A 22,999-nucleotide genomic window follows, 5' to 3' on the forward strand; every position below is an offset into this window, starting at 1 on the left:
GTTACCTACCTGACAAGAGTGCTCTGTAATTTTTTCAATGCCAGGCGCACGCGGGATTTGACGGTCCCCAGGGGCAGGCCCAGCTCCACGGAGATCTCACTGTGAGATTTTCCCTCCAGATATGCTTTTTCAATAACGTGACTTTGCTCCGGGGGCAGGCTCTTGAGTCCTGCCGCCACGGAATTCTGGCTGCGCGACTGCTGCAGAAAGATCAATGGCTGATTGTCCTGGCTGTCATCCCAGATATCCTCTACTTCGAGGGTGTCATCGGTATCTGGCAGACGGCTGTTGCGGCGCAGCGCATCGATACGGCAATTGCGCATAATGGTGAATATCCAGGTGCTCGCAGATGATTTCTGTGGATCGAAGCTCGGAGCCTTGCGCCATACCCGAAACATGACTTCCTGTACGAGTTCGTCCGCGGCCTCGGGTGCCGAACTTTGGCCACCCCGACTGAACTGGAAGCCTTTGATCAGAGGTGCGAAGTGTGAGAACAAACGCTCAAATGCCAGTCGATCACGGCTATTGCCCACCTTGACCAGGAGGGCGCTCCATTCGTCGTCTCGTGTTTGCGGGGAAGACTGCATTGTCTTCAGACCACCTTTTCTCGCTTCCGTTGCCGCCATGTTATTACGTTTCGCTTGCTGAAATCATTGGAAGTCACCATTTGTTGCACTGTTTACGCGAGTGTTCCCGCTTTGGATCACTCGTTGGCCCGTTGCCGGTGCTAAACGGCTGAAGTGCCCCCCTTGGCGCAGTAATCCGATATCTCCCATTCAGCGTAAGGAGAGATCAAGAACAATGATTTTGTCATTAGGAGGTCGGGTATGGACGCGTTGGTGACGCGGATTAGGGAGCTCTATTCGGACTTTCTCGCCGCAGATTCCCGGCAGATCGCGGAGATTTACGCGGAAAACACTGTTTTTCGTGACCCGGTACATGAGCTCTGTGGGCTAGCCTCGTTACAGGGCTACTTTGCCGGGATGGCAGAAAATCTGCAGGAATGTCGTTTTGAGTTTGATCAATCCTTGATCGATGGTGGTCGGGTAAGCCTATGGTGGACCATGTACTACCGGCACCCGCGCCTGGGAGGCGGTAGTCCTCTTAAATTGCGCGGTGCGTCTTTGCTGCTGATAGACCCGCAGTTGAACAGGGTAGTGATGCACGAGGACGTATACGATCTGGGGGCCATGGTCTATGAACAGATTCCAGTGTTGGGTCGCGTAGTGAACTTGGTCAAAGCCAGCCTGGCAAAGGGAAGCGTCACAGCACAAGCAAGCGAGAAGCGCATAGATGAACCGTCAAACTGAGGTGTTGTCCAGCGCCGACTCAGCCAGACTTGCGGGTAAAAAAATCGTCTGGGTGACCGGGGCAAGTTCCGGTATTGGCGAGGCACTGGTAAGACAACTGGTCGAGGAAGGGCATTTTGTAATCATCAGTGGTCGCAATCGCGACGCGCTGTTGACTATCCAGCAGCCGACGCCAAAGTTGATCCGGGTTCTGCCCTGCGATGTGGGAGATGACGGGGCCATGTCGGATGCCGGTCGGGCGCTTGCGGAGATTACCGATCAGCTGGATCTGGTCATTGCCTGTGCTGGAATCTGCGAGTACGAAGACGACCTGAAGCTCGATATTGAACTGTACCGCCGGGTTTTTAATGCGAATTTTTTTGGTGTGGTCAATACGCTCCACTACGCCTTGCCGTTGCTGGCGAACAGTCGCACACCGGTGTTTGCCGCCGTGGGTAGCCTCTCCTCGGTTGTCGGATTTCCCCGTGCCGAAGCCTATGGGGCTTCCAAGGCGGCACTCAGTTATTTTCTCGATGCCGTGCGTGCAGATACATCCCGTGTGCGCCTGCGCACGGTGCTGATTCGCCCCGGGTTCATTGATACGCCCCTGACCGAAAGCAATGATTTTTCCATGCCATTCCTGATGAGCCCGCAACAGGCCGCGCAGCGAATTCTGCGTGGTCTTGAAGGGAAGCGTTCGATTATCGATTTTCCGCGTCGCCTGAGCTGGCCTTTGCGGCTGCTCGGATTTTTTCGGCCGGTTTGGTACAAACTCTGCGCACCGCGCATCACAAGAATTAGAAAGTTGAGGAATACCTGATGCGTATTGCCATTGTCGGAAGCGGGATTGCCGGACTTACCGCCGCGTTTCTGCTTGAGCGGAAATACCAGGTCACTCTGTTCGAGGCAGGAGACCGTCTAGGAGGGCACACCGCTACTGTGGATGTAGACGAAGACGGACGGAAGCTGGCGGTAGATACCGGTTTTATCGTGTTCAATGACTGGACCTATCCGAACTTCATCAAGTTGATACAGCAACTCGGCGTAGAGTCCCAGCCCACGGATATGGGCTTCAGTGTGGCCGCCCCGGAAGACAACTTCGAGTATGCCGGTAATAGCGTCAATTCATTGTTTGCCCAGCGTCGCAATCTGATTGATGGCGGTCACTGGCGTATGCTTCGGGATATTGTGCGCTTCAATCGCGACGCCGTTGCAGACTGGAAGCAGGGTGCGCTGGATGAAGAAATGACGCTCGGGAATTATCTGACCAGTAACAACTATTCCAGCGAATTCGCCTACCGATATCTGGTTCCCATGGGATCCGCCATCTGGTCAGCGAGCATGGCGCGGATGCTTGATTTCTCGGTACATTTTTTTATCCGCTTCTTTTACAACCACGGTTTGCTGAATCTGTTCAACCGCCCGCAGTGGCGGGTGATAAAAGGCGGTTCCCGAACGTATATCGACCCACTGACGGAAGGATTTCGTGATCGCATTCGCCTTTCTTGTCCGGTGACCCGAATCCGTCGCACTGAAGCGGGTGTGCAGTTGACCTTTCGCGATGCCGAAGGGGGCGAGCGAAGCGAGTCCTTTGATGAGGTGGTGCTGGCCTGTCATTCGGATCAGGCACTGTCGATGCTGCAGGACCCCAGTGTGGAGGAGTCAGATATCCTTGCGCAGATACCCTATGAAAAAAATTCAGTGGTGCTGCATACAGATACCAGCCTTCTACCTTCCCGTAAAACCGCCTGGGCCAGCTGGAATTACCGCTTGCAAGGTGCACAGGATCAGTTGCCGGTACTTACCTACAACATGAACATTCTGCAGCGTCTCAATAGCAAACATACTTACTGTGTGACGCTTAATGCCGACTCTGCGATTGATCCCCAAAAGATTCTGCAACGTTTTGAATACGACCATCCCCAGTTCTCCGCCGAGGGAAATAAGGCACAGAGCCGCTGGCGAGAAATTAACGGTGTCCGGCGCACCTGGTTTTGTGGCGCTTACTGGGCAAATGGTTTTCACGAGGACGGTGTGGTGAGCGCGATACGGGTCGCACGTGGCCTGGGAGTGGAATTTTAGTGCGCAGTGGTATCTATACTGGCTGGATTCAGCACAGACGTTTTAAACCACGGGCTCACAGCTTTCGGTACCGCGGTTTTATGGTGTACGCGTTTCTGGATGAACTCCCGGAAATCCTTGCACAGTCGGCGTTCTGGTCTGATCGCGGTCGCGCACCAGCGCAGTTCCGCCGCGCTGATTTTTATGGCGATCCGGAAGTGCCGTTGGACAAGGCGGTGCGTGACAGAGTTGAAGCGGAGAGCGGTCGTCGTCCGAAGGGACCAATTGCCTTACTCGCCAATTGGCGCTACTTCGGGTACAACATGAATCCTATCAGTATCTATTACTGCTTTGATCAGTCCGGCGGTGGGGTCGAAGCGCTGCTGCTTGATGTACATAACACACCCTGGAATGAGCGCCACGGATACGTGTTGTCCCTGGTAAATATGAACGGCGATAGCGATCAGGCAATCTCCTCAGAAAGAAAGCCGAGCAGGGTACACCGTACTTGTTTCCAGAAAACACTGCACGTTTCGCCTTTTATGCCTCTGGATCAGGTTTACCAGTGGAGGAGTACTACTCCAGGTGATCGCCTTACGGTCAGTATTCGCTCGCAAGAAGCGGGTGAATGCGTTTTTGATGCCTGCATGAGCCTTGCGCGGGAGGAAATATCTCCGGCGGTACTGCGTAAAAAGCTGATCCAGTTCCCACTGTTTACCGTAAAAGTCATTGTCGCCATATACTGGCAGGCGCTGCGACTGGTGCTGAAGCGAGTACCGCTGTTCAGTCACCCGGAAAAAACAACGGCTGTTTCTTCTAGCCACCCTAGCAACAAGCATTCATAAGATGGAGTCAGCAGGATATGAAGTCTGTAGTTCAAGCCGCAATGACCACTTCGCAAACGGCCTCAGGAGTTTCCGTAAACCTGCCGTCTGACATTGCGCAACCGTCTCAGGCTGCCGCTGGAGGCAAAGAGGGTGGCAATACGGAGGGCAAAAGAGCAGCCTGGTTTGACCGACTGGCGCGTAAATTGGTGCTGGCTCGCCTTGCTGAAATTTCAATCGGCACCCTGTATGTGTATGAGCATTCCATGCCGGGGCAGGCCGACGACGTCCGCCTGAAAAATCCCTCACATCAGTTTGGAGAGCCGCCGGGCACTTCGGAAATTGAGGCGCATATCCATGTGCGGGACATTTCCACATACGTGCAGGTGTTGTTGAATGGCTCCATCGGTTCTGGTGAAGCCTATATGGATGGTGCCTGGCATTCACCAGATCTGGTTCAGGTGATTCGCGTGTTTGTCGCCAATATGTCGGTGCTGGAGCAGCTGGACTCTCGCTGGAGTTCGGTTTCAAGATTGCTGCTGAAAGGGTTGCATCGCCTGAATGCGAATTCGCTCAAGGGCTCACGTAAAAATATCGCGGCTCACTATGATCTTGGTAACGACTTTTTTCGTCTGTTTCTCGATCCGAGCATGCTCTATTCGTCTGCCGTATTTCCCGATGGGGAAGCAAGCCTCGCTGATGCATCCCAGTTCAAACTGGCGCGCATCTGCCGCAAGTTGAGATTGCAGTCCAGTGATCACTTGCTCGAAATTGGCACTGGCTGGGGAGGAATGGCGATTTATGCAGCCAGGCACTATGGCTGTAGAGTGACCAGTATCACGCTCTCCAGGGAACAGTTTGACTACGCCCGGGCATGGGTGAAACGCGAGGGATTACAAGATCGCGTTATCGTACTGCTGCAGGATTATCGCGAGCTGGATAGTAATAAGCTCGAGGGCCGATTCGACAAGCTGGTTTCTATCGAAATGATTGAGGCTGTGGGACATGAAAACTACCGCGAGTTTTTTTCCCGCTGCAGTAGCTTGTTGAAACCGGATGGCATTATGGTAATGCAGGCCATTACGATTCAGGATCAGCGCTTCGACAGTTACAAAAGCAGTGTCGATTTTATCCAGCGTTATATTTTCCCGGGCGGTTGCTTGCCTTCCAATCAAATTATTGCCAAGCATATTGCCGAAGATACGGATATGCAGATTGTCGGTCTGGATGATATTACCTTTGATTACGCAAAAACGCTTGCCGCCTGGCGCGATGCCTTTTTTGAGAACGTTGAGGCAATACGCAGTCAGGGTTTCGATCAGAGATTTATCAATATGTGGGAGTTTTATTTCTGCTATTGCGAGGGAGGGTTTCTGGAGCGCGCCATCAGTACCGCGCAGTTTACCTTCGTGAAACCCCGTTGCCGACAATTGCCCCGTCATTGCTGATCAGTGGCTGCAGGTAACCCTTGGTAAGCGGCGGCGGGAGCATAAGTGGACAACACCGATACCTTTGTGCCGCCCCTGCATCACCAGCTGATTGCGGGATTGGTTTTTGAGTTTGTCTGGTTCGTATGTGTGTTAAATCCGGGAGCCGTCTCGCTCATCGGATTAACCGCACTTAATATTGCCTTCATCCTGTTGTTGTTTTGCCGTGTCGGTGATAGGCGTGGCGTAGGAAAAGGGGATAATTTTTCTCCCGGGCTAATAGGGCGTTGCTGCGTTTGGGTGGGGATGGTCGCATTGGTGGGAATCACTATGGATGCCGTTCTGTTCAAGCTGGGTTTGTTCAGGCCGACGTTAAAAAGTGCAGAATTTCATTTTCTTCCACTCTGGTTGGTCTGTTTGTGGGTTAATTTTGCCCTTGCCTTACGATTCGCGTTCGTGTTCCTCCGCCGCAACCTCCTCGTCGCGGCACTGTTCGGTGCAGTGGGTGGTCCTCTCAGTTATTTCTTCGGTGCGGCTGTTGGTGGTCTGGTCGCTCTGGCGGAGCCGGTTGGGCAGACCCTGTTGCTGCTTTCCGTACTCTGGGCTTTGTTTCTGTACGGCACCATGTGGCTGGCCAGACTCCACAGTTTCAGGTACACGGCGTGATGGAGTGGATCTTGGCGGCGGCCATATCCGTTGCGGGTTGTCCCGCTCCGGAGGAGGTTAGCGGGGCCCTGGTGGTGGGGCGTGCGCAGAGCTTTGATTCTGGAGCCGGTGACGTCGAAGATGTGCGTTACTGCGAATATTTCCTGCGCGGCGAAGAGGGTAGTGCGCGTGTACTGTACTACGACCCCGATGGTCATAAGGTTGCAGTAAAGCGCCTGTCGCTTCCCACCAACAGTAATGCGGATTCCGCACTGGATATTGTGCGTCCGGCAGTTAAGCAAGAGGATTTTCGCCACCACGAGGTGCGTGAAATTACCCGTGCAGGCGAATATTGGCACATGCGCTACCGGAAAAATAAACGGAGTCGCTGGCAAGAGCGGATGACCGCAGCGGTGGATGTGGATGTTATTGATGCAGGTTTCGACCCGTTTGTGCGCCAGCGTTGGGAGCAGCTGGTGTCGGGGAAGGCTATCGAATTCCACTTTGCTTCGCCGGTGCATGGGCAGGTGGTTCTCTTGCGGGCCCGTAGAGTTGGGTGCGGGAGCAGAGTAAACGATCAATGGCTATGCCTGGAAGTTGATCTTGCCAGGCCCTGGTTGCGCTGGCTGGCCGGCGATCTCTTTCTGGCGTATTCCCCTGAAGATCGTCGGTTGCGTTATTTTGGCGGAGTGGTGAATCTGCTTGATGAGCAGGGTGCCAGTCAAAAGTTGTCTATCCGCTATTTCTATCCCTGAGAGTGGCTTGCACCCGTGTTTCCTGTGCATCGCTTCACATGGGCGTCTATCGAGAAGCTCTGATTCGTCCTTCCCTGCAACGCTTGGTAAAATTTTGCTGATAACTGGCACCGGGCCGCAATGTCGTCTAAACCTACAAGGGAAACAGGCGACATATGTGGTGAGGAGCGCCAATGAAATACAAGTTATTGGCCGCTGTGGGCCTGAGCGCAGCAACGGTGCTGGGATGCGCTTATCAACCTGAACAAGTGCCGGGAGCCGGCGGTATTGTGATTGATACCTACGGCGTGAATATGCGGCAATACCAGCTGGATCTCGCCGATTGTCGCGGACTGGCGACGGCCGCGCGCTATGACGCGGGGCGGCGTGGGGTTGTGCGGGCTGCCGGTGGTGCACTGTTGGGCGGAGCGCTGGGCGCTATTATCGGCGATACCAGTAGTGCCGCGGCTGCCGGTGCCGGAGCCGGGGCCCTGCTTGGCGGCGTCAGCGGGGTAGGCAGTGCCCATACGGAAGAACGCTATATCACGCGCAATTGTCTGCGCGGGCGTGGATACCGCGTGTTGAATTAACTCCAAGTGCTATTCGGCAACTCACAGGACTTGGCTTGGCCGGACTTCGCTCCGGCCTTTTTTGTCGATAAAAAAAGCCCACATGTTGCCATGTGGGCTTGCGCTTTTCAGCTTCTGGCAGGCGGTTTCGGAACCGTTACTGGCCCAGAGTAAACAGCTGGGTGTTACCACCAGTAGCCACGATATTGACCGTTTTGGTTTTCTCGTTGGCGAAGCGGAACAGGTAGTGTGGGCCGCCGGCCTTGGGTCCGGTGCCTGACAATCCCATGCCACCGAAGGGGTTGACCCCCACAACTGCGCCGACCATATCGCGGTTCACATAGCAGTTGCCCGCATCAATACGCTTGAAGATGGCGTTGGCACGACCCTCGATGCGGGAATGCAAGCCGAAGGTGAGGCCGTAGCCGGTGGCGTTGATACGGCGAATCACATCTTCCAGTTCTTCTGCCTTGAAGCGCACTACGTGCAGGAAGGGGCCGAAGACTTCCCGCTTCAGCAAATTGAAATCGCTGATTTCCACCACCTGCGGACCGAAGAAAGTGCCGTTTTGCGGGCGCTTGCTTTCGTCAAACGCAAACAGGGTCTTCGCTTCCATGCTCATGCGCTCGCGGTGGTTTTCCAGCAAGCCCAGGGCTTTTTCGTCGATCACCGGGCCAATATCCGTTTCCAGCTGAGACGGGTCGCCGAGGACCAGCTCCTCACAGGCGCCTTTCAGCATTGCGATCAGGTTGTCTGCAATGACGTCTTGCACACACAGAATTCGCAGTGCAGAACAGCGCTGTCCAGCACTCAGGAATGCGGAGTTGATGACGTCGTCCACGACCTGTTCCGGCAGTGCGGTGGAGTCGACGATCATTACGTTCTGACCACCGGTTTCCGCAATCAACGGCACAATGGGGCCATCTTTGGCTGCCAGCTGCATATTGATGTGCTTGGCGGTTTCGGTGGAACCGGTAAAGGCCACCCCGGCTACGCGGGGGTTGTCCAGCAGTGGCTTGCCAATGGCGGCTCCGGTACCGGTTACCAGGTGCAGTACCTGTTGCGGAATGCCCGCTTCGTGCATCAATTGGACGGCGCGGTGCGCAATACAGGGGGTCTGCTCGGCGGGCTTGGCGAGCACGGCATTGCCCGCTGCCAGTGCCGCGACAACCTGGCCGGTAAAAATGGCCAGCGGGAAGTTCCACGGACTGATACATACGAATACACCGCGGCCGCAAAGGCTGAGCTCATTGCTCTCGCCGGTGGGGCCCGGCAGCACAGTGGCTTCACTGAAATGCTTGCGGGCACCGTTGGCGTAGTAGCGACAGAAGTCTACTGCCTCACGCACTTCCGAAATACCGTCGTTCAGGGTGCGGCCCGCTTCGCGACAGATTATCGCCACCAGCTCGTTCATGTGCTGTTCGTAGAGGTCTGCCACTTTGTCCAGAATGTTCGCGCGGGCATTACCACCGAGGCGGTTCCAGGCGCGCTGGTGCTCGGCGGCAACCGCAAATGCGTTGTCGATCATTTCGGGGCTGGTATCGGTGGTGTGTCCGACAACCTCGCCGGTCGCCGGATTCAGTACTGGCAAATCTGCAGTGCCAGCAACACCGTTTACGATAGGTGCGCCGCTCCAGGTATTTCCTGCAGACGCGCTTACGACTTGTTGCAGGGGGGCTGCGGCGAGCGGGTCGGTCAACTCAAAGCCGTGGGAGTTTTTCCGCGGCAGAGATTCATGGCCGATGTAAATGTCCGCTGGTACCGGAATCTCCGGGTGGCGGTAGGGGTTGCAGGCTTCACTTTGCTTGAGGATATCCTGCACCAGAGCACTGACCGGTGTTTTCTCATCCATAAAGCGGTTGACGAAGGAGCTGTTGGCGCCGTTTTCCAGCAGACGGCGGACCAGATAGGGCAGCAGGTCTTTGTGGGCTCCCACCGGTGCGTATACGCGCACGGGTACGCGCTTGCCATGTACCGCTTCGATCTGGTCATAGAGCAGGTGGCCCATGCCGTGCAGGCGCTGGAATTCATAGTCGTTGCTGTTGCCGGCAAGCTCCAGAATCAGGCCCACGGTGTAGGCATTGTGGGTGGCAAATTGCGGGTAAATGGCATCGCGAGCATCGAGCAGTTTTCTCGCGCACACCTGATAGGACAGGTCCGTGTGGCACTTGCGGGTGTAAACCGGGTAATCGCTAAGGCCCATCTGCTGGGCGTGTTTGATTTCGGAATCCCAGTAGGCACCTTTAACCAGGCGCACCATCAGCTTGCGGCCCGTATCGCGGCCGAGGGCGATCAGCCAGTCTGCCACATGGGGGGCGCGTTTCTGGTAGGCCTGAAGTACAAAGCCCAGCCCCTGCCAGTTGTTCAGCGCCGGATCGCGGGCGAGGGCTTCAAAGATATCCAGCGAGATATCCAGTCGGTCGGCTTCTTCCGCATCGATGTTGAGGCCCATGTCGTATTTGGCGGCGGCCAGGCACAGTTCTTTTACCTTGGGCAGCAGCTCGCCCATAACGCGCTCGCGCTGTAGCTCACTGTAGCGGGGGTGCAGGGCCGAGAGCTTGATGGAAATGCCGTTGGCCTCCTCGACATTGCGCTGGTCACTGCTTTTTTTCAGATTGTCGGCGCCGATCGCCTCAATCGCCATCATGTAAGCGTCGAAGTAGCGCTGGGCGTCCGCCATGGTGCGGGCGCCTTCTCCCAGCATGTCGAAGGAAAAGCGAGTGCCGGGCTTGTTCTCCGCCGGGCCGCGCTTCAGGGCTTCCTTGATGTTGCGGCCGAGTACGTACTGGCCGCCCATGATTTTCATTGCCTGCATCATGGATGTGCGCACCATGGGCTCACCCAGGCGGCTGACCAGTCGTTTCATCCAGGTGGATGGCTTTTCGGTAATATCCGGATCCAGCTCGACGATGTTGCCGGTAAGCATCAGGCCCCAGGTAGACGCATTCACGAACAGGGAGTCGGACTGGCCGCGGTGGCTGGACCAGTTACCGGAGTGCACCTTTTCCGCAATCAACTTGTCTGCGGTATCGGCATCCGGCACCCGCAGCAGGGATTCCGCCAGACACATCAGGGCAACGCCTTCTTTATTAGACAGGCCGAATTGCTGCAGGAATGCATCCAGGGTGCCGCGCTTGCTGCGATGTTCGCGGGACTTGACCACCAGCTGGCTGGCGGTGGCGAGGATCTTCTCCCGCAGTGCCTCTCCGGGGCGGGGTGCGGCCAGCAGCTCGCTGACGCACTGGTTTTCGTCGGCATGCAGATATTCACGAGCCTTTTGGCGGGCGTTGTGCAGATCTCCGGCGAACTGTGTAGTCATGATGTCTCCCAGACTTAAATAGGGGCAGTATAAAAATCCGGATTATGTGGGAATTCTCCCAGAATTAATCGCCATATTGGGAAAAGGTGTGGTTAAATATAGCGCTTATCTGCTTAATCACTAGTAGGGTATCTTGCTATGTCTCGTAAGTTGGAAGATCTGGACCGTATCGACCGCCAGATTTTGCGCATTTTGCAGCACGCGGGGCGACTGCCAAATGTGGAGCTTGCACGTCGCGTCAATCTCAGCCCGACTCCCTGTCTCGAGCGGGTCAAGCGTCTGGAGCGCGAGGGCTTTATCAAGGAATACGTAGCGCTGTTGGACCCGTTGAAAGTTCACGCGGGTCTGGTGGTTTATATCCAGGTCTCCCTGACCGATACGGCCACGGAAGCACTGGAAGCATTTAATAAGCACGTTTCTGGCCTCGATGAGGTTCAGGAATGCCACATGGTGGCCGGTGGCTTCGACTATCTGGTGAAAATCCGTATTAAGGATATGCTCGGCTACCGTCAATTCCTTGGCGAAAAGCTGGCATCTGTCCCCGGCGTGCGCGAAACCCATACTTATGTGGTGATCCAGGAGGTGAAGACAGATACCTCGGTGGCGGTACCGGACCCCGAGCCGAAAAGCGGCAAGCGTTGATCGTCTGTTCTTTCCCTTAAGTTTATGCGTAAGTTTATGCGGGTAAATTGACGCCGGGGTTTTATGAGTTCCAATGGGTGGTGTCCAGTTCATGACTGAGCAGGCGGTATCGCCAATACAAGGCAACCGCCGCGCCACCAAATTGGCGCTGGCGGCCGTACTGTGCTGGTCGACGGTGGCCAGTGCTTTCAAACTGTCGCTGCAATACCTGTCGCCGCTGCAACTGGTGACCATCGCATCGGTGGTCTCCACCATTTTCATGCTCGGGGTCATCACCTGGCAGGGGCGATTGCCGGAGCTGGCCAGTAGTTGGCGCGCCAATCGCAACTGGTATCTTGCCCTGGGGTTCTGCAACCCCTTCCTTTATTACCTGATACTTTTCCATGCCTACGCCCTGCTACCGGCACAGCAGGCGCAACCCCTCAATTACACCTGGGGTGTGGTACTGGCACTTTTATCTGTCCCGTTGCTGAAGCAGAAATTGCGCCGCCAGGATCTGCTTGCCGGGTTGGTGTGCTATACCGGCGTATTGGTGATCGCCACCCGCGGCGACCCCCTGTCTATGCAATTCGATCAGCCTCTGGGTGTTGCGCTGGCGTTACTGAGTACGGTGATCTGGTCCTGCTACTGGTTGCTGAACACCCGTATTGGCGGCAATGCTGCGGTAAATTTACTGCTGACATTTTGCTGTGGGTTGCCGTGGCTCATCGTCGCCGTGCTCTGGCAGGGAATCGGGCAGGACGACTGGCAGTGGCCGCCCGCGGCCGGGTGGCTGGGCGCGCTGTATGTGGGCCTGTTTGAAATGGGCATTGCTTTCCTGCTGTGGCAAGGCGCATTACTCAGTTGTGACAATACCGCGCGTATCAGCAACTTTATCTATCTGTCCCCACCGCTATCACTGCTCCTGATTGCACTGCTGGTGGGAGAAAAAATCCACGTCGCCACCATAGCGGGTCTCGGTTTGATCCTGCTCGGCGTGGCGGTTCAGCAGGGCGCACTGCGGCGAATTCTATTCCGGCAGGGCGGGTGAATACGTTCAGCAGATACTGCCATCTGCAAATATTGCCTTTACCAGAATATTACGGATACAGAATCTGGCTACTAAAACAATAACCAGCCTGCGCTGCAGTGTGCGCGACAGGCGAGCATGAGCGAGAAAACGTCATGAATTTTGCACTGACCGAAGAGCAGCAGATGATCCAGGAGGCCGCGCGCCAGTTTGCAGACAGCGAACTGAAACCGATTGCCGCAGACCTGGACAAAACCGGCAACCGCCCGTTGTTTTTACAAAAACTCAGGGAGCTGGCAGAACTCGGTTTTATGGGGATCAACATCGATCCGGAATTCGGTGGCACCGGTGCTGGCACGGTCGCCTTCAGCCTGGCCATTACGGAAATCGCTCGCGGTTGTGCCTCCACGGCGACGACAACATCGGTCACCAATATGGTGGCCGAAGTCATTCAGGTGATGGGCACTGACGAGCAGAAAAACGACTTCCTGCCGAGGATCTGCAGCGGCGAATACGCGGCGGGTTCTTTTTGTCTGACCGAGCCAAGCTCCGGTTCCGACGCCGCCGCGATGCGCACCCGCGCGGTTAAAGATGGCGACGAATATATACTGAATGGCAGCAAGCTGTTTATCAGCAGCGCCGAGTTCGCCGGTGTGTTCGTGGTATGGGCGGTAACCGATGGGGCGGCGCCGAAAGGCAAGGGAATTTCCTGTTTCCTGGTGGAAGCGGGCACCCCCGGACTGATCATCGGCAAGGCGGAAGAGAAAATGGGGCAGAAGGCCTCGGTTACCAACGAGGTCGCCTTCGAGGATTGTCGCGTTCCTGCCAGCAATATGCTGGGAGAGGAAAACCGCGGATTCCGCATCGCTGCCGGCGAACTGGCAGGCGGGCGCATTGGCATCGGGTCGCTGGCGCTGGGCATTGGTCTGGAGGCGCTGGACTGCGCGCGCAGTTACCTTCACGAACGCGAGCAGTTTGGCAAACCACTGGCACAGTTCCAGGGGCTGCAGTGGCAGCTCGCGGACAAGTACACAGAGATGGAAGCGGCGCGGCTGCTGTTGCTCCAGGCCGCCTGGCAGAAAGATGCCGGTCAGTCGTTTGGCCCGGCGGCGTCCATGGCCAAACTCTATGCGTCCGAGAAAGCCAACGAAGCCTGCTATGTTGCGCTGCAGATGCACGGCGGTGTGGGGTATACGCGGGAGTTTCCGCTGGAGCGTATGGCGCGGGATGTACGCATTACCACCATCTACGAGGGCACCAGTGAGATCCAGCGCTTGATTATTGCGCGACATCTGCTGGAGGGTGTGCGCTAACCCAATGTGAATTCAGCGGGCAGGTGCCCGCTGAATTTGATTGCCTGGTAGGCTTTGATTACAGCGTGGCGCTGTCGATTACGAAACGGTACTTCACATCACCCTTGAGCATGCGTTCGTAGGCTTCGTTGATCTCCTCCATCCGAATCATTTCAATATCCGCGACGATATCGTGCTCGGCGCAGAAATCGAGCATTTCCTGGGTTTCCGGGATACCGCCGATCATGGAGCCGGCGATGGCACGACGCTTGAAGATCAGGTTGAAAATCTGCGGAGACGGGTGTGGACTCGACGGTGCGCCCACCAGGGTCATGGTGCCGTCGCGTTTCAGCAGCATTAGGTAGGCATCCAGATCGTGCGGGGCGGCGACCGTGTTCAGGATCAGGTCGAAACTTTTCCCGTGCGCGGCCATTTCGTCTTCATTGCGGGAAATCACCACTTCGTCTGCGCCCAGCGCTTTCGCATCTTCACGCTTCGACTCTGAGGTGGTAAAGGCCACCACATGGGCGCCCATGGCATGGGCGAGTTTGATGCCCATGTGACCCAGACCGCCGATACCCACGATACCGATTTTCTTGCCAGGGCCGACCTTCCAGTGGCGCAGGGGCGAATAGGTGGTGATGCCGGCACACAGCAGCGGCGCCACGGCCGCCAATTGCTCTTCTGGATGACGAATACGCAGTACATAACGCTCGTGTACCACGATGTTCTGGGAATAGCCGCCCAGGGTATGGCCAGGCTCATCCGGGGTGGGGAAGTTGTAGGTCCCGGTCATGCTGTCGCAGTAGTTTTCCAGGCCAGATTCGCAGTCGTCGCAGTGCTGGCAACTGTCCACGATACAGCCGACACCGACCAGATCGCCAATCGCAAAATCTTCCACCTGGTTGCCGACGGCAGATACCTTGCCGACAATTTCGTGCCCCGGGACACAGGGGAACAGGGTTCCAGCCCATTCCGCGCGTACCTGGTGCAGGTCAGAATGGCAGACGCCACAGAACTGGATGTCGATCTGTACATCGTGATCACCAGGAGCCCGGCGTTTGATCTGCATGGGTTCCAGTGGTTTATCGCCAGCGTAGGCGCCGAAGGCTTTGGTGTTGGTGCTCATATTCATCTCCAGACAACAGAAACTATGAGAGAAGGTACCGAGCGGGTACCGCAGTTGATTTGTTAAGGTGCTTGATTCAGTTGCTTGATATCCCGAAGCGGCGAATTGCCGAATTGACGGCTGTACTCGCGGCTGAACTGCGATGGACTTTCGTAGCCCACCTTGAATGCTGCAGAAGACACGTCCAAGTGCTCGGTCAACATCAGCCGGCGGGCTTCGTTCAGGCGCATGCGTTTCTGGAACTGCAGCGGGCTCATGGCAGTCATGGCGCGAAAGTGGTGGTGGAATGCGGACGAACTCAGTCCGGCAGTGGCCGCCAGCTCTTCTACCCGAAAGGGCTTTTCCAGATTTTTTTTCAGCCAGTCGATCACCCGGGAAATTTTCTCCCCATGATTACCCGCCGTCACAATCTGCCGCAGGCGCGGCCCCTGTTCACCGGTCAAAAGACGATAAAAGATCTCTTGTTTTATCAGCGGCGCTAAAGCGGTGATGTCCTGGGGTTGGTCGAGTAAATCCAATAGTCGCTCAAATGCGTTCAGCAGCAACGGAGATACAGCACTGACGGCAAGGCACACGCGATCGCTGGCAGTGGGCGCGCGGGAATGGTCATCAAGGGTCAGTAATAATTCTGCAATTACCTGGAGGTCCAGAGCCATGGTCAACCCCAGGTAGGGCCGCGCTGTGCTCGCTTCGATGACCTGAGTGACGACAGGCAAATCCACCGAGGTAATCAGGAAATTGTTGGTGTCGTAAATGTAATCTTGTTCTCCCAGCACCAGGCGTTTTCGGCCTTGGCCGATCAGGCAGATACTGGGGGCGAGCATATAACTCGCCTGTTCCGTTGGCGCCTCCCAGCGGTGCAGCGAGAGACCGGAAATACTTGTTTCCAGCTGTTCCCGGCCCACAGTCCAGCGCGCCATTCTTTGCGCCAGGCCAGTGCTGGCGGGGGCCGTTACAACTTTCCGCGCATCGGTAGCCGATTGGGATGGAGTGGGCGTGACAGGCATGGCTATTCGGTTTCACTCGGTGGATGCATGGTTGGCAGCCTAGCAGCGCGGTACCGCGCCTCACAATACGTTCCTCGCCAATGCAGTAGGAATAGGCAAGAATCCAGTAAGATCCAACTAATACTTGTTGCAGCGACCAATTAGTATCGGTAATGGGCTCCGTGCTGGAAGTTTGAGATCCTGTAGTTTGGGCACCGGTGCGCTGAATCGCTGAGAAAAATCCATAACCAGAGGGGAACCCCATGCCTGTCAAACTCAACGTCAATGGCGCGGATCATCAGGTCGACGCCACGCCGGATACGCCGCTACTGTGGGTGATTCGCGATTATCTGGAAATGACGGGTACCAAGTTTGGTTGTGGTATGGCCCTGTGCGGCGCCTGTACTGTACATATGGATGGCCAGCCAATCCGTTCCTGTTCTACACCGGTACAGCTGGCGGCCGGCAAGAAAATCACCACCATCGAAGGTGTATCTTCGACGGCAGCTTCCCCCGTGGCCAAGGCCGTTCAGCAGGCTTGGAATGACGAACAGGTAGTCCAGTGCGGCTATTGCCAGTCAGGCCAGATCATGTCCGCCATCGCACTGCTGGAGAAAACCCCGAAACCCACCGACGCAGATATCGATTCCGCCATGTCCGGCAATATCTGTCGCTGCAACACCTACCAGCGTATTCGCGGTGCCATCAAAGATGCGTCGAAGAAACTGGCTTGAGGGGAGAAGGAAATATGCGCTGGATTGATAATGAAACCCGAGCAGAGTTGGAAAAGAATCTTCAGGATATGAATGGCTCGGCGAGCGGGCATGAAAGCAGAAGTGAGAGTCGCCGGAATTTTCTCAAGGTAATGGGGGGCGTCGGTGCCGGCCTTACCCTGGCGATCGGCAGCCCGGGGGTGTTGGCAAAAATCCTTCCACGGTCGGAGGCTGCGGCCGCGGGTGAGATGTTTGCCCCCAACGCTTTTGTGCGTATAGGTGCCGACAACCGTGTGGCGGTGGTTATCAAGCACGTGGAAATGGGGCAGGGCACGTACACCGGTCTTGCCAGCCTGGTGGCGGAAGAATTGGACGCGGACTGGGAGCAGATTGATTCCGTTGGCGCGCCTGCCGATGGCAAGCGCTATAACAATCTGCACTGGGGCCCGATGCAGGGTACCGGTGGCAGCTCGGCCATTGCCAACTCCTACCAGCAGATGCGTATTGCCGGCGCCACCGCCAAGGCAATGCTGATTGCTGCCGCAGCGCAGCGCTGGAACCTGCCAGCGGCAGAAATTATGGTGAAGAAGGGCGTGGTGAGCCACCCGGGGAGCGGCAAACAAGCGAGCTTTGGTGAGCTGGCAGAACTCGCCGCTACAATACCGGTACCGGATGAGAGCACCATTCGCCTCAAGGCACCTGGAGAATTTACCTATATCGGGCAGCCCCTGCCGCGCAAGGATGTGGGGAAAACCGACGGCACCGCGGTTTATACCCAGGACATGCGGCTGGACGGCATGCTTACCGCCATGGTTGCTCACCCGCCGCGTTTTGGAGCAAAAGTGAAATCCTTCGACGCGGAGGAAGCCAAGGCGTCCAATCGTGTGGTGGACGTAATAGAAATCCCTACCGGTATAGCCGTGATCGCCAGGGACTACTGGAGTGCCAAGGTCGCGCGGGACAAGCTCAAAATCGATTGGGACGAATCCCGGGCGATGACCAGAAATACCGAGGAAATGATGGCAGAGTACCGCGCTCGGTCGAAAGAAAGCGGCAGCGTTGCGCGCAACGATGGCGACGTGCAAGGCGCTTTTGCTACCGCGCACAGGGTGATCGAGGCTACGTACGAATTTCCCTATCTAGCCCACGCAGCGATGGAACCCATGAATTGCGTGGCGCTGGTCAACAGGGACAGTTGCGAAATCTGGAACGGCGAGCAGTTCCAATCCGTGGACCAGATGAATATCGGCAAACTACTGGGACTTCCGGCAGAAAAGGTAAAACTGAATATGCTGTTTGCCGGTGGCAGCTTCGGTCGCCGCGCCAATCCCGTTTCCGACTATCTGGTGGAAGCGGTGCATATCGCCAGGGAAAAAATGGGTACGCCGGTCAAACTGGTGTGGTCCCGCGAAGACGATATGCACGCGGGCTATTTTCGTCCGGCCTATGTGCACCGGGTGCGAGGTGGGATGGATGCCGAGGGCAATATTGTCGGCTGGGAACAGCACATCGTCGGCCAGTCCATTCTTACCGGTACGGTATTTGGACAGGGCATCAAGAATGGGGTTGATCACTCATCGGTCGAGGGCGCGAGCACGCTGCCTTATGCCATTCCCAACCTGCGCGTGGCAGTCACTTCCACCGAAGAGAAAGTTCCTGTGCAGTGGTGGCGCTCTGTGGGCCATACCCATACCGCCTATTCGACGGAAACCTTTATCGATGAGTTGGCAGTAAAAGCCGGGCAAGACCCGTTAGCACTGCGTATGAAATTGTTGGCGGATCACCCGCGGTGGCAGGGGGTGTTGAAACTGGCCGCAGACAAGGCCGGTTGGAGTAAGACACTGCCAAAAGGCTGGGGCCGCGGCGTTGCCGTACACGAGTCCTTCAACACCTACGTGGCCCAGGTGGCGGAAGTGTCCGTGGCGGAGGACGGCAAGTTCAAGGTGGAGCGGGTGGTGTGCGCGGTGGATTGTGGTGTGCCGATCAACCCGGATGTGATCCGCGCGCAGATGGAGGGCGGCATCGGTTTCGGTCTGGCACCGGCGCTGGTGAGCGCGATTACCTTCAAGGACGGCAAGGTCGTTGAATCCAATTTCCACAACTACCAGGTACTGCGCATTAACCAGATGCCTGAGGTGGAGGTGCACATAGTACCTTCCGCGGAACCTCCTACCGGTGTCGGTGAGCCGGGGGTGCCGCCGATTGCGCCGGCGGTGGCCAACGCGCTGGCCGCGGCGACCGGCAAGCGCTACTACACATTACCGATCAAGGTTTGACGACGACTTGTTGATAAAGAGTTTTGAGTAGTCGATGTCGAACCACCTGATCTCACTCCTGAAAACCTGGTATCCGCTGCGCGATAGCTGCGACTGGGTACTGGGTACCGTGTTCCGCACCGCCGGCCCTTGCTACCGCAAGGCTGGCGCCATGATGCTGTTCAGTTCTGGTGGACATCAGCTGGGTATGTTGAGCGGCGGATGCCTGGAGTCGGACATTCACCGGCAGGCACGCCGCGTCATGCACAGTGGCCGCGCGGTGACCCTGACCTACGACGGCAGCGACGAAGATGATTTGTCCTTCCAGCTGGGGATCGGCTGTGGTGGAACCGTGGATATTCTGTTGCAGCCGTTGCACCGCGCAAACCGCTATCTCGAACTTGATCGCATACACTTTGCGCTACAGGGATTTCGCAGCGGGTATTACTACCAATACATTCCCGATAACTGCGGCACAACCCGGGCCCGCTTTATGGACAGTGATCCGGTCCGCGGGGATTCTTTCCGCGTGCGTGCGCAACTGGTGGAAGAGGGGGAAAGCCTGTGGCTGTGCACCGGTGTAACCCCACCGCCGCACCTGCTGATTGTCGGTGGAGGTATTGATGCGCGACCGCTGGCGGCAATTGGGCACGAGCTGGGTTGGCGTATCAGCGTGTGGGACCCACGCCCGGCCAATGCCCGGCGCGAGTATTTTCCTGGTGCTGATGACTTGCTCAATATGCCGGTTGAGCAGCTGACGGCATTTGCGTGCAGCCATAACGTCACCGCGGCGGTACTGATGAGCCACAGTATCGGATTGGACGCCGCGGCCCTGTCGGCCCTGTACAACGAGTCGCTGCACTACCTCGCACTGCTCGGACCGCGAAACCGTCGCGAGCGGGTGATTGTGGAAGCGGGAATTGACTTGCAAACGTGTTCTCTGCAAATCGCCGGTCCGGCGGGGCTCGAAATCGGCGCCGACCTCCCGGAAACCATCGCCCTGTCCATCCTGGCAGAGTGCCAGGCGGCGCTGAACCAGGGTAGTGGACGCTCCATCAGTGGAATATTGAATTGTGAATGAGTTACGCATCGCCGCACTGATTATGGCAGCCGGGGAATCGGCGCGGTTTGGCGGCTGCAAGCATCTGGCCGAGGTTGACGGGGTTCCCATGCTGCAATCCTCGGTGGATTGTGTGCACGGACTGGTTGCGGAAACCTATGCGGTAACCGGCGCCTGGCACAGTGAGATTGCGATGGCGTTGAGTGCGGGGAGGATTTCCGGCGTGACGCTGATTCACAATGCCAACTGGCAGCGTGGCCTGGGTAGCTCTATCGCAACTGGCGTTGCAGCGATCGCCGCGGAATTTGATGGCGTATTGATACTGCTGGCAGATCAAGTGGCGATCACTCAAGAAGACATACGGGCGCTACTGTCGCAATTTGACCGCAACAATATTGTCTGCGGGGCTTACTTCGGGCGCCACGGCGTGCCCGCAATATTCGGGGCCCCATATTTTGAGATGCTGAAAAATCTCCCTGGAAACCCAAGTGCTGATCGACGTGTTGATCGAAGTGTTGATCGAAGTGTTGATCGAAGTGTTGATCGAAGTGTTGATCGAAGTGTTGATCGAAGTGTTGATATAGGCGCGCGCAATCTGCTAAACAGTGGCGAATTGCCGGTTATCGCCTGCTCGATGCCCCGTGCAGCGGTTGATATCGATACTCGTAGGGCACTCGCCGACTGGCACGCACGTGAACCGGTTTTATCGTCGGTAGAAATTTCCGCATATTCGACCTCGAAAATGTAACAGGTCTGCCACTTTTAAGACCGTCGGTAGACTGGAGTGCCTGCCAATGTCGAAAATTCGCATAGGCAGGCGTAGCGAAACACGCGCAGGGGAAATTGTTGACTAACTTTACCTTCAAAAGTATCCCCGCAAGATGCGGGGCCTATAGGGTACTGGGTAGGTTTACGGTTCTAGCACGTGCGAATTCACTATTTTTTAATTGCTTGGCTCGTTGTCAGTGTCGGACTGGCAGTACCTTCCTCATATGCTCAGGGTGAAAATGACGAAACAGGGCAACTGCTCGAGGTCATTAAGGTGCAGCAGCGCCGCCTGGACGCGCAGGAACGCGAACAGCAGCGGTTGCGCCGGCAACTCGAAGCCTTGCAACAGCAACCGGTAATTACCCCTTCAACACCTTCGGTCCCTTCAGATCCTTCGGTCCATCCCGTAGAACTCACTTCCTCTGAAGAAACCGAGTTGAAAGTACTTTTGGATAAAGAGGCGCAAGAGGCTGAGGTCAATTGGCCCGGCTCATTTGATGTGTTTGGGAGCAAAACACGTTTCAAAATCAGCGGTTTTGCCGAGCTGGATATCTCCCACGACAATCATGCTATTGGCTCACCGACAGCGTTTGTTACCGCTGCCATCGCGACACGCGGCGGTATCCCCGCAGAGGGGTCTGACGGCCTCACCCATTTTTCGGTTCAGACCTCGCGGCTTGCGGTGGAAACCCGGACACCCGTTGGCAAGCACCAGCTGACAACCTTCATTTCCATGGACTACTTCGGTCAATTCTTTGCCGCAGATGCCGATCCCCGTTTGCGTCAGGCTTACGGTGAGGTGAGTGATATTCTTTTCGGTGGCGATCTTTTGCTGGGACAAGACTGGTCCACCTTTACGTACCTGCCCGGATTCCCCAATACATTGGACTTTGAGGGACCGCCCTCAGCGGTGGCAACCCGGCGCGCGATGCTGCGTTGGACGAAGGAACTCAGGCGCTGCCTCAATCTGAAGTTGGCCCTGGAAGATCCGAATGGCCGGGTTTTTACCAATGCGCCCTTATTCGAGGTCGTGGAAATATTTGCGGACCTGGATTCTGTGCCGGAGTGGCCGGATACCGTGGCTGCTCTCGCGTGGGAGACGGATGACGCGCATATTGAGGGTGCGGTAATTACCCGCGACCTCCGCTTCAGTGCGAACAATGAGGGCACAATATCCGAGAGTGCCTGGGGCGTAAATCTCTCCGGAAGAATCAATATGCCCTGGTCAAATAAACAGGATTTTTTGACGTTCGGCTACGTTCTTGGAGAAGGTATTGGTGGCCTATTGAATGACTCTCCGCCTGGTGCCATTTATGACTTCGAAAACGATACCCTGGATACCATCACCTCACGGGGCGGCTATCTTGGATTTCAGCACTGGTGGAATCCGGATTTCTATTCAGTGGTAACACATGGGCAACTCCGGGTGGACAACTACGAATTTCAGCGACCTGAAGCCTACCGGCGCGCAAAGTACAGCAGCGCTAACCTTGTGTGGACGCCTTTTCCCAAGTGGCTGTTTGGTGTTGAAGCGATTTATGGCTCTCGCGTCGACAGGGATGACAGAAGGGGCTCTGTGACCCGTTTTCAATTCACCAGCCGTATGACGTTTTAGGGCATCGCGATGACGAATCACCTAAAGGATCGATCCTTGAAAACAAGCTGGACCAGATGGCAGATGTGTTCGTTGTTTCAGATACCACGCGTACTGATATTTACCCTATCACTGATGCTCGGAGCCTGTACTCATACGACGACCGAGGTCAGCAATGTATGGAGTGCCCCTGGCAGTGGCGCCTACACAATGGGGCGGACCATGGTGATTGTCTATACGCGTACCCCGGTGGTGAGCGACATGGTAGAGAGTGTTGTGGTGCGGCAGTTGCAAGATCAGGGAGTGTCTGCAGTCGCCTGGCATATAGCAGTACCGGGCGTACATGGGCCGAGTCGCAGGCAAGTTGTGCCCGTGGTAACTTCCGGTGAATATACGTCGGTTCTTTCTGTCAATGTGTTGGAGGTGAAACAGGTCGAAAGGGACTATCCAGCGACACAGGTGGCAAGGGCAGAGATCAAACTGTTCAGTGTCGTTACCCAAAAACTGGTCTGGAGCATGGTCGCTGATACGTACGTTCGCACTATTGCAGCGACCAACTACATAATGCCGGAAGAGGCCGATGTACAGAAATTTGCTGAAGCATTGACTGGCGAGCTGATCCGCTCCGAAATTTTGTGAGTTGAGGCTATTTGCTCAACTTTCCATCTCTATCCATTTCTATC

The 22,999-nt window shown here is 56.2% G+C and carries 21 protein-coding genes; 17 read left to right on the top strand and 4 right to left on the bottom strand.

Features of this window, described 5'->3' with window-relative positions; translation table 11 throughout:
• Nucleotides 1-5: 5 nt before the first annotated feature.
• On the bottom strand, nt 6-587 hold the full coding sequence (locus PVT68_RS00930) for a sigma-70 family RNA polymerase sigma factor (RefSeq protein WP_280320697.1): 582 nt from the start codon (nt 585-587) through the stop codon (nt 6-8).
• Between the two features lie 240 nt (nt 588-827).
• Between PVT68_RS00930 and PVT68_RS00935 the strand changes: the two genes are divergently transcribed.
• The 8 genes from PVT68_RS00935 (at nt 828) to PVT68_RS00970 (ending at nt 7,570) form a co-directional block, all read left to right on the top strand.
• A complete protein-coding gene (locus PVT68_RS00935) occupies nt 828-1,310 on the top strand; it encodes a nuclear transport factor 2 family protein (protein ID WP_280320698.1) in 483 nt (160 codons plus the stop codon).
• Complete coding sequence (locus PVT68_RS00940; protein ID WP_280320699.1) at nt 1,294-2,109, top strand: SDR family NAD(P)-dependent oxidoreductase; 816 nt, start codon at nt 1,294-1,296, stop codon at nt 2,107-2,109. Before PVT68_RS00935 ends, PVT68_RS00940 begins: the two co-directional genes overlap by 17 nt.
• On the top strand, nt 2,109-3,371 hold the full coding sequence (locus tag PVT68_RS00945) for an NAD(P)/FAD-dependent oxidoreductase (protein WP_280320700.1): 1,263 nt from the start codon (nt 2,109-2,111) through the stop codon (nt 3,369-3,371). Before PVT68_RS00940 ends, PVT68_RS00945 begins: the two co-directional genes overlap by 1 nt.
• Entirely contained in the window at nt 3,371-4,195 is an 825-nt protein-coding gene (locus tag PVT68_RS00950; protein ID WP_280320701.1) for a DUF1365 domain-containing protein, read from the top strand. The genes PVT68_RS00945 and PVT68_RS00950 overlap by 1 nt, the downstream gene beginning before the upstream one ends.
• A gap of 17 nt (nt 4,196-4,212) precedes the next feature.
• Entirely contained in the window at nt 4,213-5,622 is a 1,410-nt protein-coding gene (locus PVT68_RS00955) for a cyclopropane-fatty-acyl-phospholipid synthase family protein (protein ID WP_280320702.1), read from the top strand.
• Nucleotides 5,623-5,667: 45 nt separating this feature from the next.
• On the top strand, nt 5,668-6,267 hold the full coding sequence (locus PVT68_RS00960) for a DUF2878 domain-containing protein (protein ID WP_280320703.1): 600 nt from the start codon (nt 5,668-5,670) through the stop codon (nt 6,265-6,267).
• Complete coding sequence (locus tag PVT68_RS00965; protein WP_280320704.1) at nt 6,267-7,001, top strand: hypothetical protein; 735 nt, start codon at nt 6,267-6,269, stop codon at nt 6,999-7,001. The genes PVT68_RS00960 and PVT68_RS00965 overlap by 1 nt, the downstream gene beginning before the upstream one ends.
• Before the next feature lie 173 nt (nt 7,002-7,174).
• Nucleotides 7,175-7,570, top strand: coding sequence for a glycine zipper family protein (locus PVT68_RS00970; RefSeq protein WP_280320705.1), 396 nt, complete (start codon nt 7,175-7,177; stop codon nt 7,568-7,570).
• Between the two features lie 136 nt (nt 7,571-7,706).
• Here the strand turns inward: PVT68_RS00970 and putA are convergent, their stop codons facing one another.
• A complete protein-coding gene (gene putA / locus PVT68_RS00975) occupies nt 7,707-10,868 on the bottom strand; it encodes a bifunctional proline dehydrogenase/L-glutamate gamma-semialdehyde dehydrogenase PutA (protein ID WP_280320706.1) in 3,162 nt (1,053 codons plus the stop codon).
• Nucleotides 10,869-11,006: 138 nt separating this feature from the next.
• Here putA and PVT68_RS00980 point away from each other — a divergent pair, with 138 nt between their 5' ends.
• The 3 genes from PVT68_RS00980 (at nt 11,007) to PVT68_RS00990 (ending at nt 13,832) form a co-directional block, all read left to right on the top strand.
• Entirely contained in the window at nt 11,007-11,510 is a 504-nt protein-coding gene (locus PVT68_RS00980) for an Lrp/AsnC ligand binding domain-containing protein (protein ID WP_280320707.1), read from the top strand.
• A 91-nt stretch (nt 11,511-11,601) separates the two neighbouring features.
• Complete coding sequence (locus tag PVT68_RS00985) at nt 11,602-12,540, top strand: DMT family transporter (protein ID WP_280320708.1); 939 nt, start codon at nt 11,602-11,604, stop codon at nt 12,538-12,540.
• 134 nt (nt 12,541-12,674) lie between these two features.
• The gene (locus PVT68_RS00990) at nt 12,675-13,832 is read left to right on the top strand and encodes an acyl-CoA dehydrogenase family protein (RefSeq protein ID WP_280320709.1); all 1,158 of its coding nucleotides are present in this window, start codon (nt 12,675-12,677) and stop codon (nt 13,830-13,832) included.
• A gap of 58 nt (nt 13,833-13,890) precedes the next feature.
• On the opposite strand, the gene PVT68_RS00995 is transcribed toward PVT68_RS00990, so the two are convergent.
• Together PVT68_RS00995 and PVT68_RS01000 are read right to left on the bottom strand one after the other, a co-directional pair.
• Nucleotides 13,891-14,940 carry an NAD(P)-dependent alcohol dehydrogenase gene (locus PVT68_RS00995; RefSeq protein ID WP_280320710.1) on the bottom strand — a complete coding sequence of 350 codons (1,050 nt, stop codon included), beginning with the start codon at nt 14,938-14,940 and terminating at the stop codon, nt 13,891-13,893.
• A 62-nt stretch (nt 14,941-15,002) separates the two neighbouring features.
• Nucleotides 15,003-15,860: an AraC family transcriptional regulator gene (locus PVT68_RS01000; RefSeq protein ID WP_280320711.1), complete on the bottom strand. Its 858-nt coding sequence runs from the start codon at nt 15,858-15,860 to the stop codon at nt 15,003-15,005.
• Between the two features lie 329 nt (nt 15,861-16,189).
• On the opposite strand from PVT68_RS01000, the gene PVT68_RS01005 reads away from it, so the two are divergent.
• The 6 genes from PVT68_RS01005 to PVT68_RS01030 all read left to right on the top strand — a co-directional run bounded on the left by PVT68_RS01005 (nt 16,190) and on the right by PVT68_RS01030 (nt 22,955).
• Nucleotides 16,190-16,660, top strand: coding sequence for a (2Fe-2S)-binding protein (locus tag PVT68_RS01005; protein WP_280320712.1), 471 nt, complete (start codon nt 16,190-16,192; stop codon nt 16,658-16,660).
• Between the two features lie 14 nt (nt 16,661-16,674).
• Nucleotides 16,675-18,915, top strand: a complete 2,241-nt coding sequence (locus tag PVT68_RS01010; RefSeq protein ID WP_280320713.1) for a xanthine dehydrogenase family protein molybdopterin-binding subunit — start codon at nt 16,675-16,677, stop codon at nt 18,913-18,915.
• 34 nt (nt 18,916-18,949) lie between these two features.
• Nucleotides 18,950-19,975, top strand: a complete 1,026-nt coding sequence (locus PVT68_RS01015; RefSeq protein ID WP_280320714.1) for an XdhC family protein — start codon at nt 18,950-18,952, stop codon at nt 19,973-19,975.
• Nucleotides 19,968-20,702, top strand: coding sequence for a nucleotidyltransferase family protein (locus PVT68_RS01020; RefSeq protein WP_280320715.1), 735 nt, complete (start codon nt 19,968-19,970; stop codon nt 20,700-20,702). The genes PVT68_RS01015 and PVT68_RS01020 overlap by 8 nt, the downstream gene beginning before the upstream one ends.
• 294 nt (nt 20,703-20,996) lie before the next feature.
• Nucleotides 20,997-22,337 carry a DcaP family trimeric outer membrane transporter gene (locus PVT68_RS01025; RefSeq protein ID WP_280320716.1) on the top strand — a complete coding sequence of 447 codons (1,341 nt, stop codon included), beginning with the start codon at nt 20,997-20,999 and terminating at the stop codon, nt 22,335-22,337.
• A 201-nt stretch (nt 22,338-22,538) separates the two neighbouring features.
• The gene (locus PVT68_RS01030; RefSeq protein ID WP_280320717.1) at nt 22,539-22,955 is read left to right on the top strand and encodes a hypothetical protein; all 417 of its coding nucleotides are present in this window, start codon (nt 22,539-22,541) and stop codon (nt 22,953-22,955) included.
• The last annotated feature ends 44 nt before the right edge of the window (nt 22,956-22,999 follow it).

Source organism: Microbulbifer bruguierae (assembly GCF_029869925.1).
Taxonomy (GTDB): Bacteria; Pseudomonadota; Gammaproteobacteria; order Pseudomonadales; family Cellvibrionaceae; genus Microbulbifer; species Microbulbifer bruguierae.

Coding starts and splice junctions, on each gene's coding strand:
- PVT68_RS01030 (WP_280320717.1), top strand. CDS start 22,539: ATGGTGATTGTCTATACGCGTACCCCGGTGGTGAGCGACATGGTAGAG.
- PVT68_RS00995 (WP_280320710.1), bottom strand. CDS start 14,940: ATGAGCACCAACACCAAAGCCTTCGGCGCCTACGCTGGCGATAAACCA.
- PVT68_RS00940 (WP_280320699.1), top strand. CDS start 1,294: ATGAACCGTCAAACTGAGGTGTTGTCCAGCGCCGACTCAGCCAGACTT.
- PVT68_RS00930 (WP_280320697.1), bottom strand. CDS start 587: ATGCAGTCTTCCCCGCAAACACGAGACGACGAATGGAGCGCCCTCCTG.
- PVT68_RS00990 (WP_280320709.1), top strand. CDS start 12,675: ATGAATTTTGCACTGACCGAAGAGCAGCAGATGATCCAGGAGGCCGCG.
- PVT68_RS00945 (WP_280320700.1), top strand. CDS start 2,109: ATGCGTATTGCCATTGTCGGAAGCGGGATTGCCGGACTTACCGCCGCG.
- PVT68_RS00985 (WP_280320708.1), top strand. CDS start 11,602: ATGACTGAGCAGGCGGTATCGCCAATACAAGGCAACCGCCGCGCCACC.
- PVT68_RS01010 (WP_280320713.1), top strand. CDS start 16,675: ATGCGCTGGATTGATAATGAAACCCGAGCAGAGTTGGAAAAGAATCTT.
- PVT68_RS00935 (WP_280320698.1), top strand. CDS start 828: ATGGACGCGTTGGTGACGCGGATTAGGGAGCTCTATTCGGACTTTCTC.
- PVT68_RS00955 (WP_280320702.1), top strand. CDS start 4,213: ATGAAGTCTGTAGTTCAAGCCGCAATGACCACTTCGCAAACGGCCTCA.
- PVT68_RS01005 (WP_280320712.1), top strand. CDS start 16,190: ATGCCTGTCAAACTCAACGTCAATGGCGCGGATCATCAGGTCGACGCC.
- PVT68_RS00980 (WP_280320707.1), top strand. CDS start 11,007: ATGTCTCGTAAGTTGGAAGATCTGGACCGTATCGACCGCCAGATTTTG.
- PVT68_RS00965 (WP_280320704.1), top strand. CDS start 6,267: ATGGAGTGGATCTTGGCGGCGGCCATATCCGTTGCGGGTTGTCCCGCT.
- putA (WP_280320706.1), bottom strand. CDS start 10,868: ATGACTACACAGTTCGCCGGAGATCTGCACAACGCCCGCCAAAAGGCT.
- PVT68_RS01000 (WP_280320711.1), bottom strand. CDS start 15,860: ATGGCGCGCTGGACTGTGGGCCGGGAACAGCTGGAAACAAGTATTTCC.
- PVT68_RS00970 (WP_280320705.1), top strand. CDS start 7,175: ATGAAATACAAGTTATTGGCCGCTGTGGGCCTGAGCGCAGCAACGGTG.
- PVT68_RS01015 (WP_280320714.1), top strand. CDS start 18,950: ATGTCGAACCACCTGATCTCACTCCTGAAAACCTGGTATCCGCTGCGC.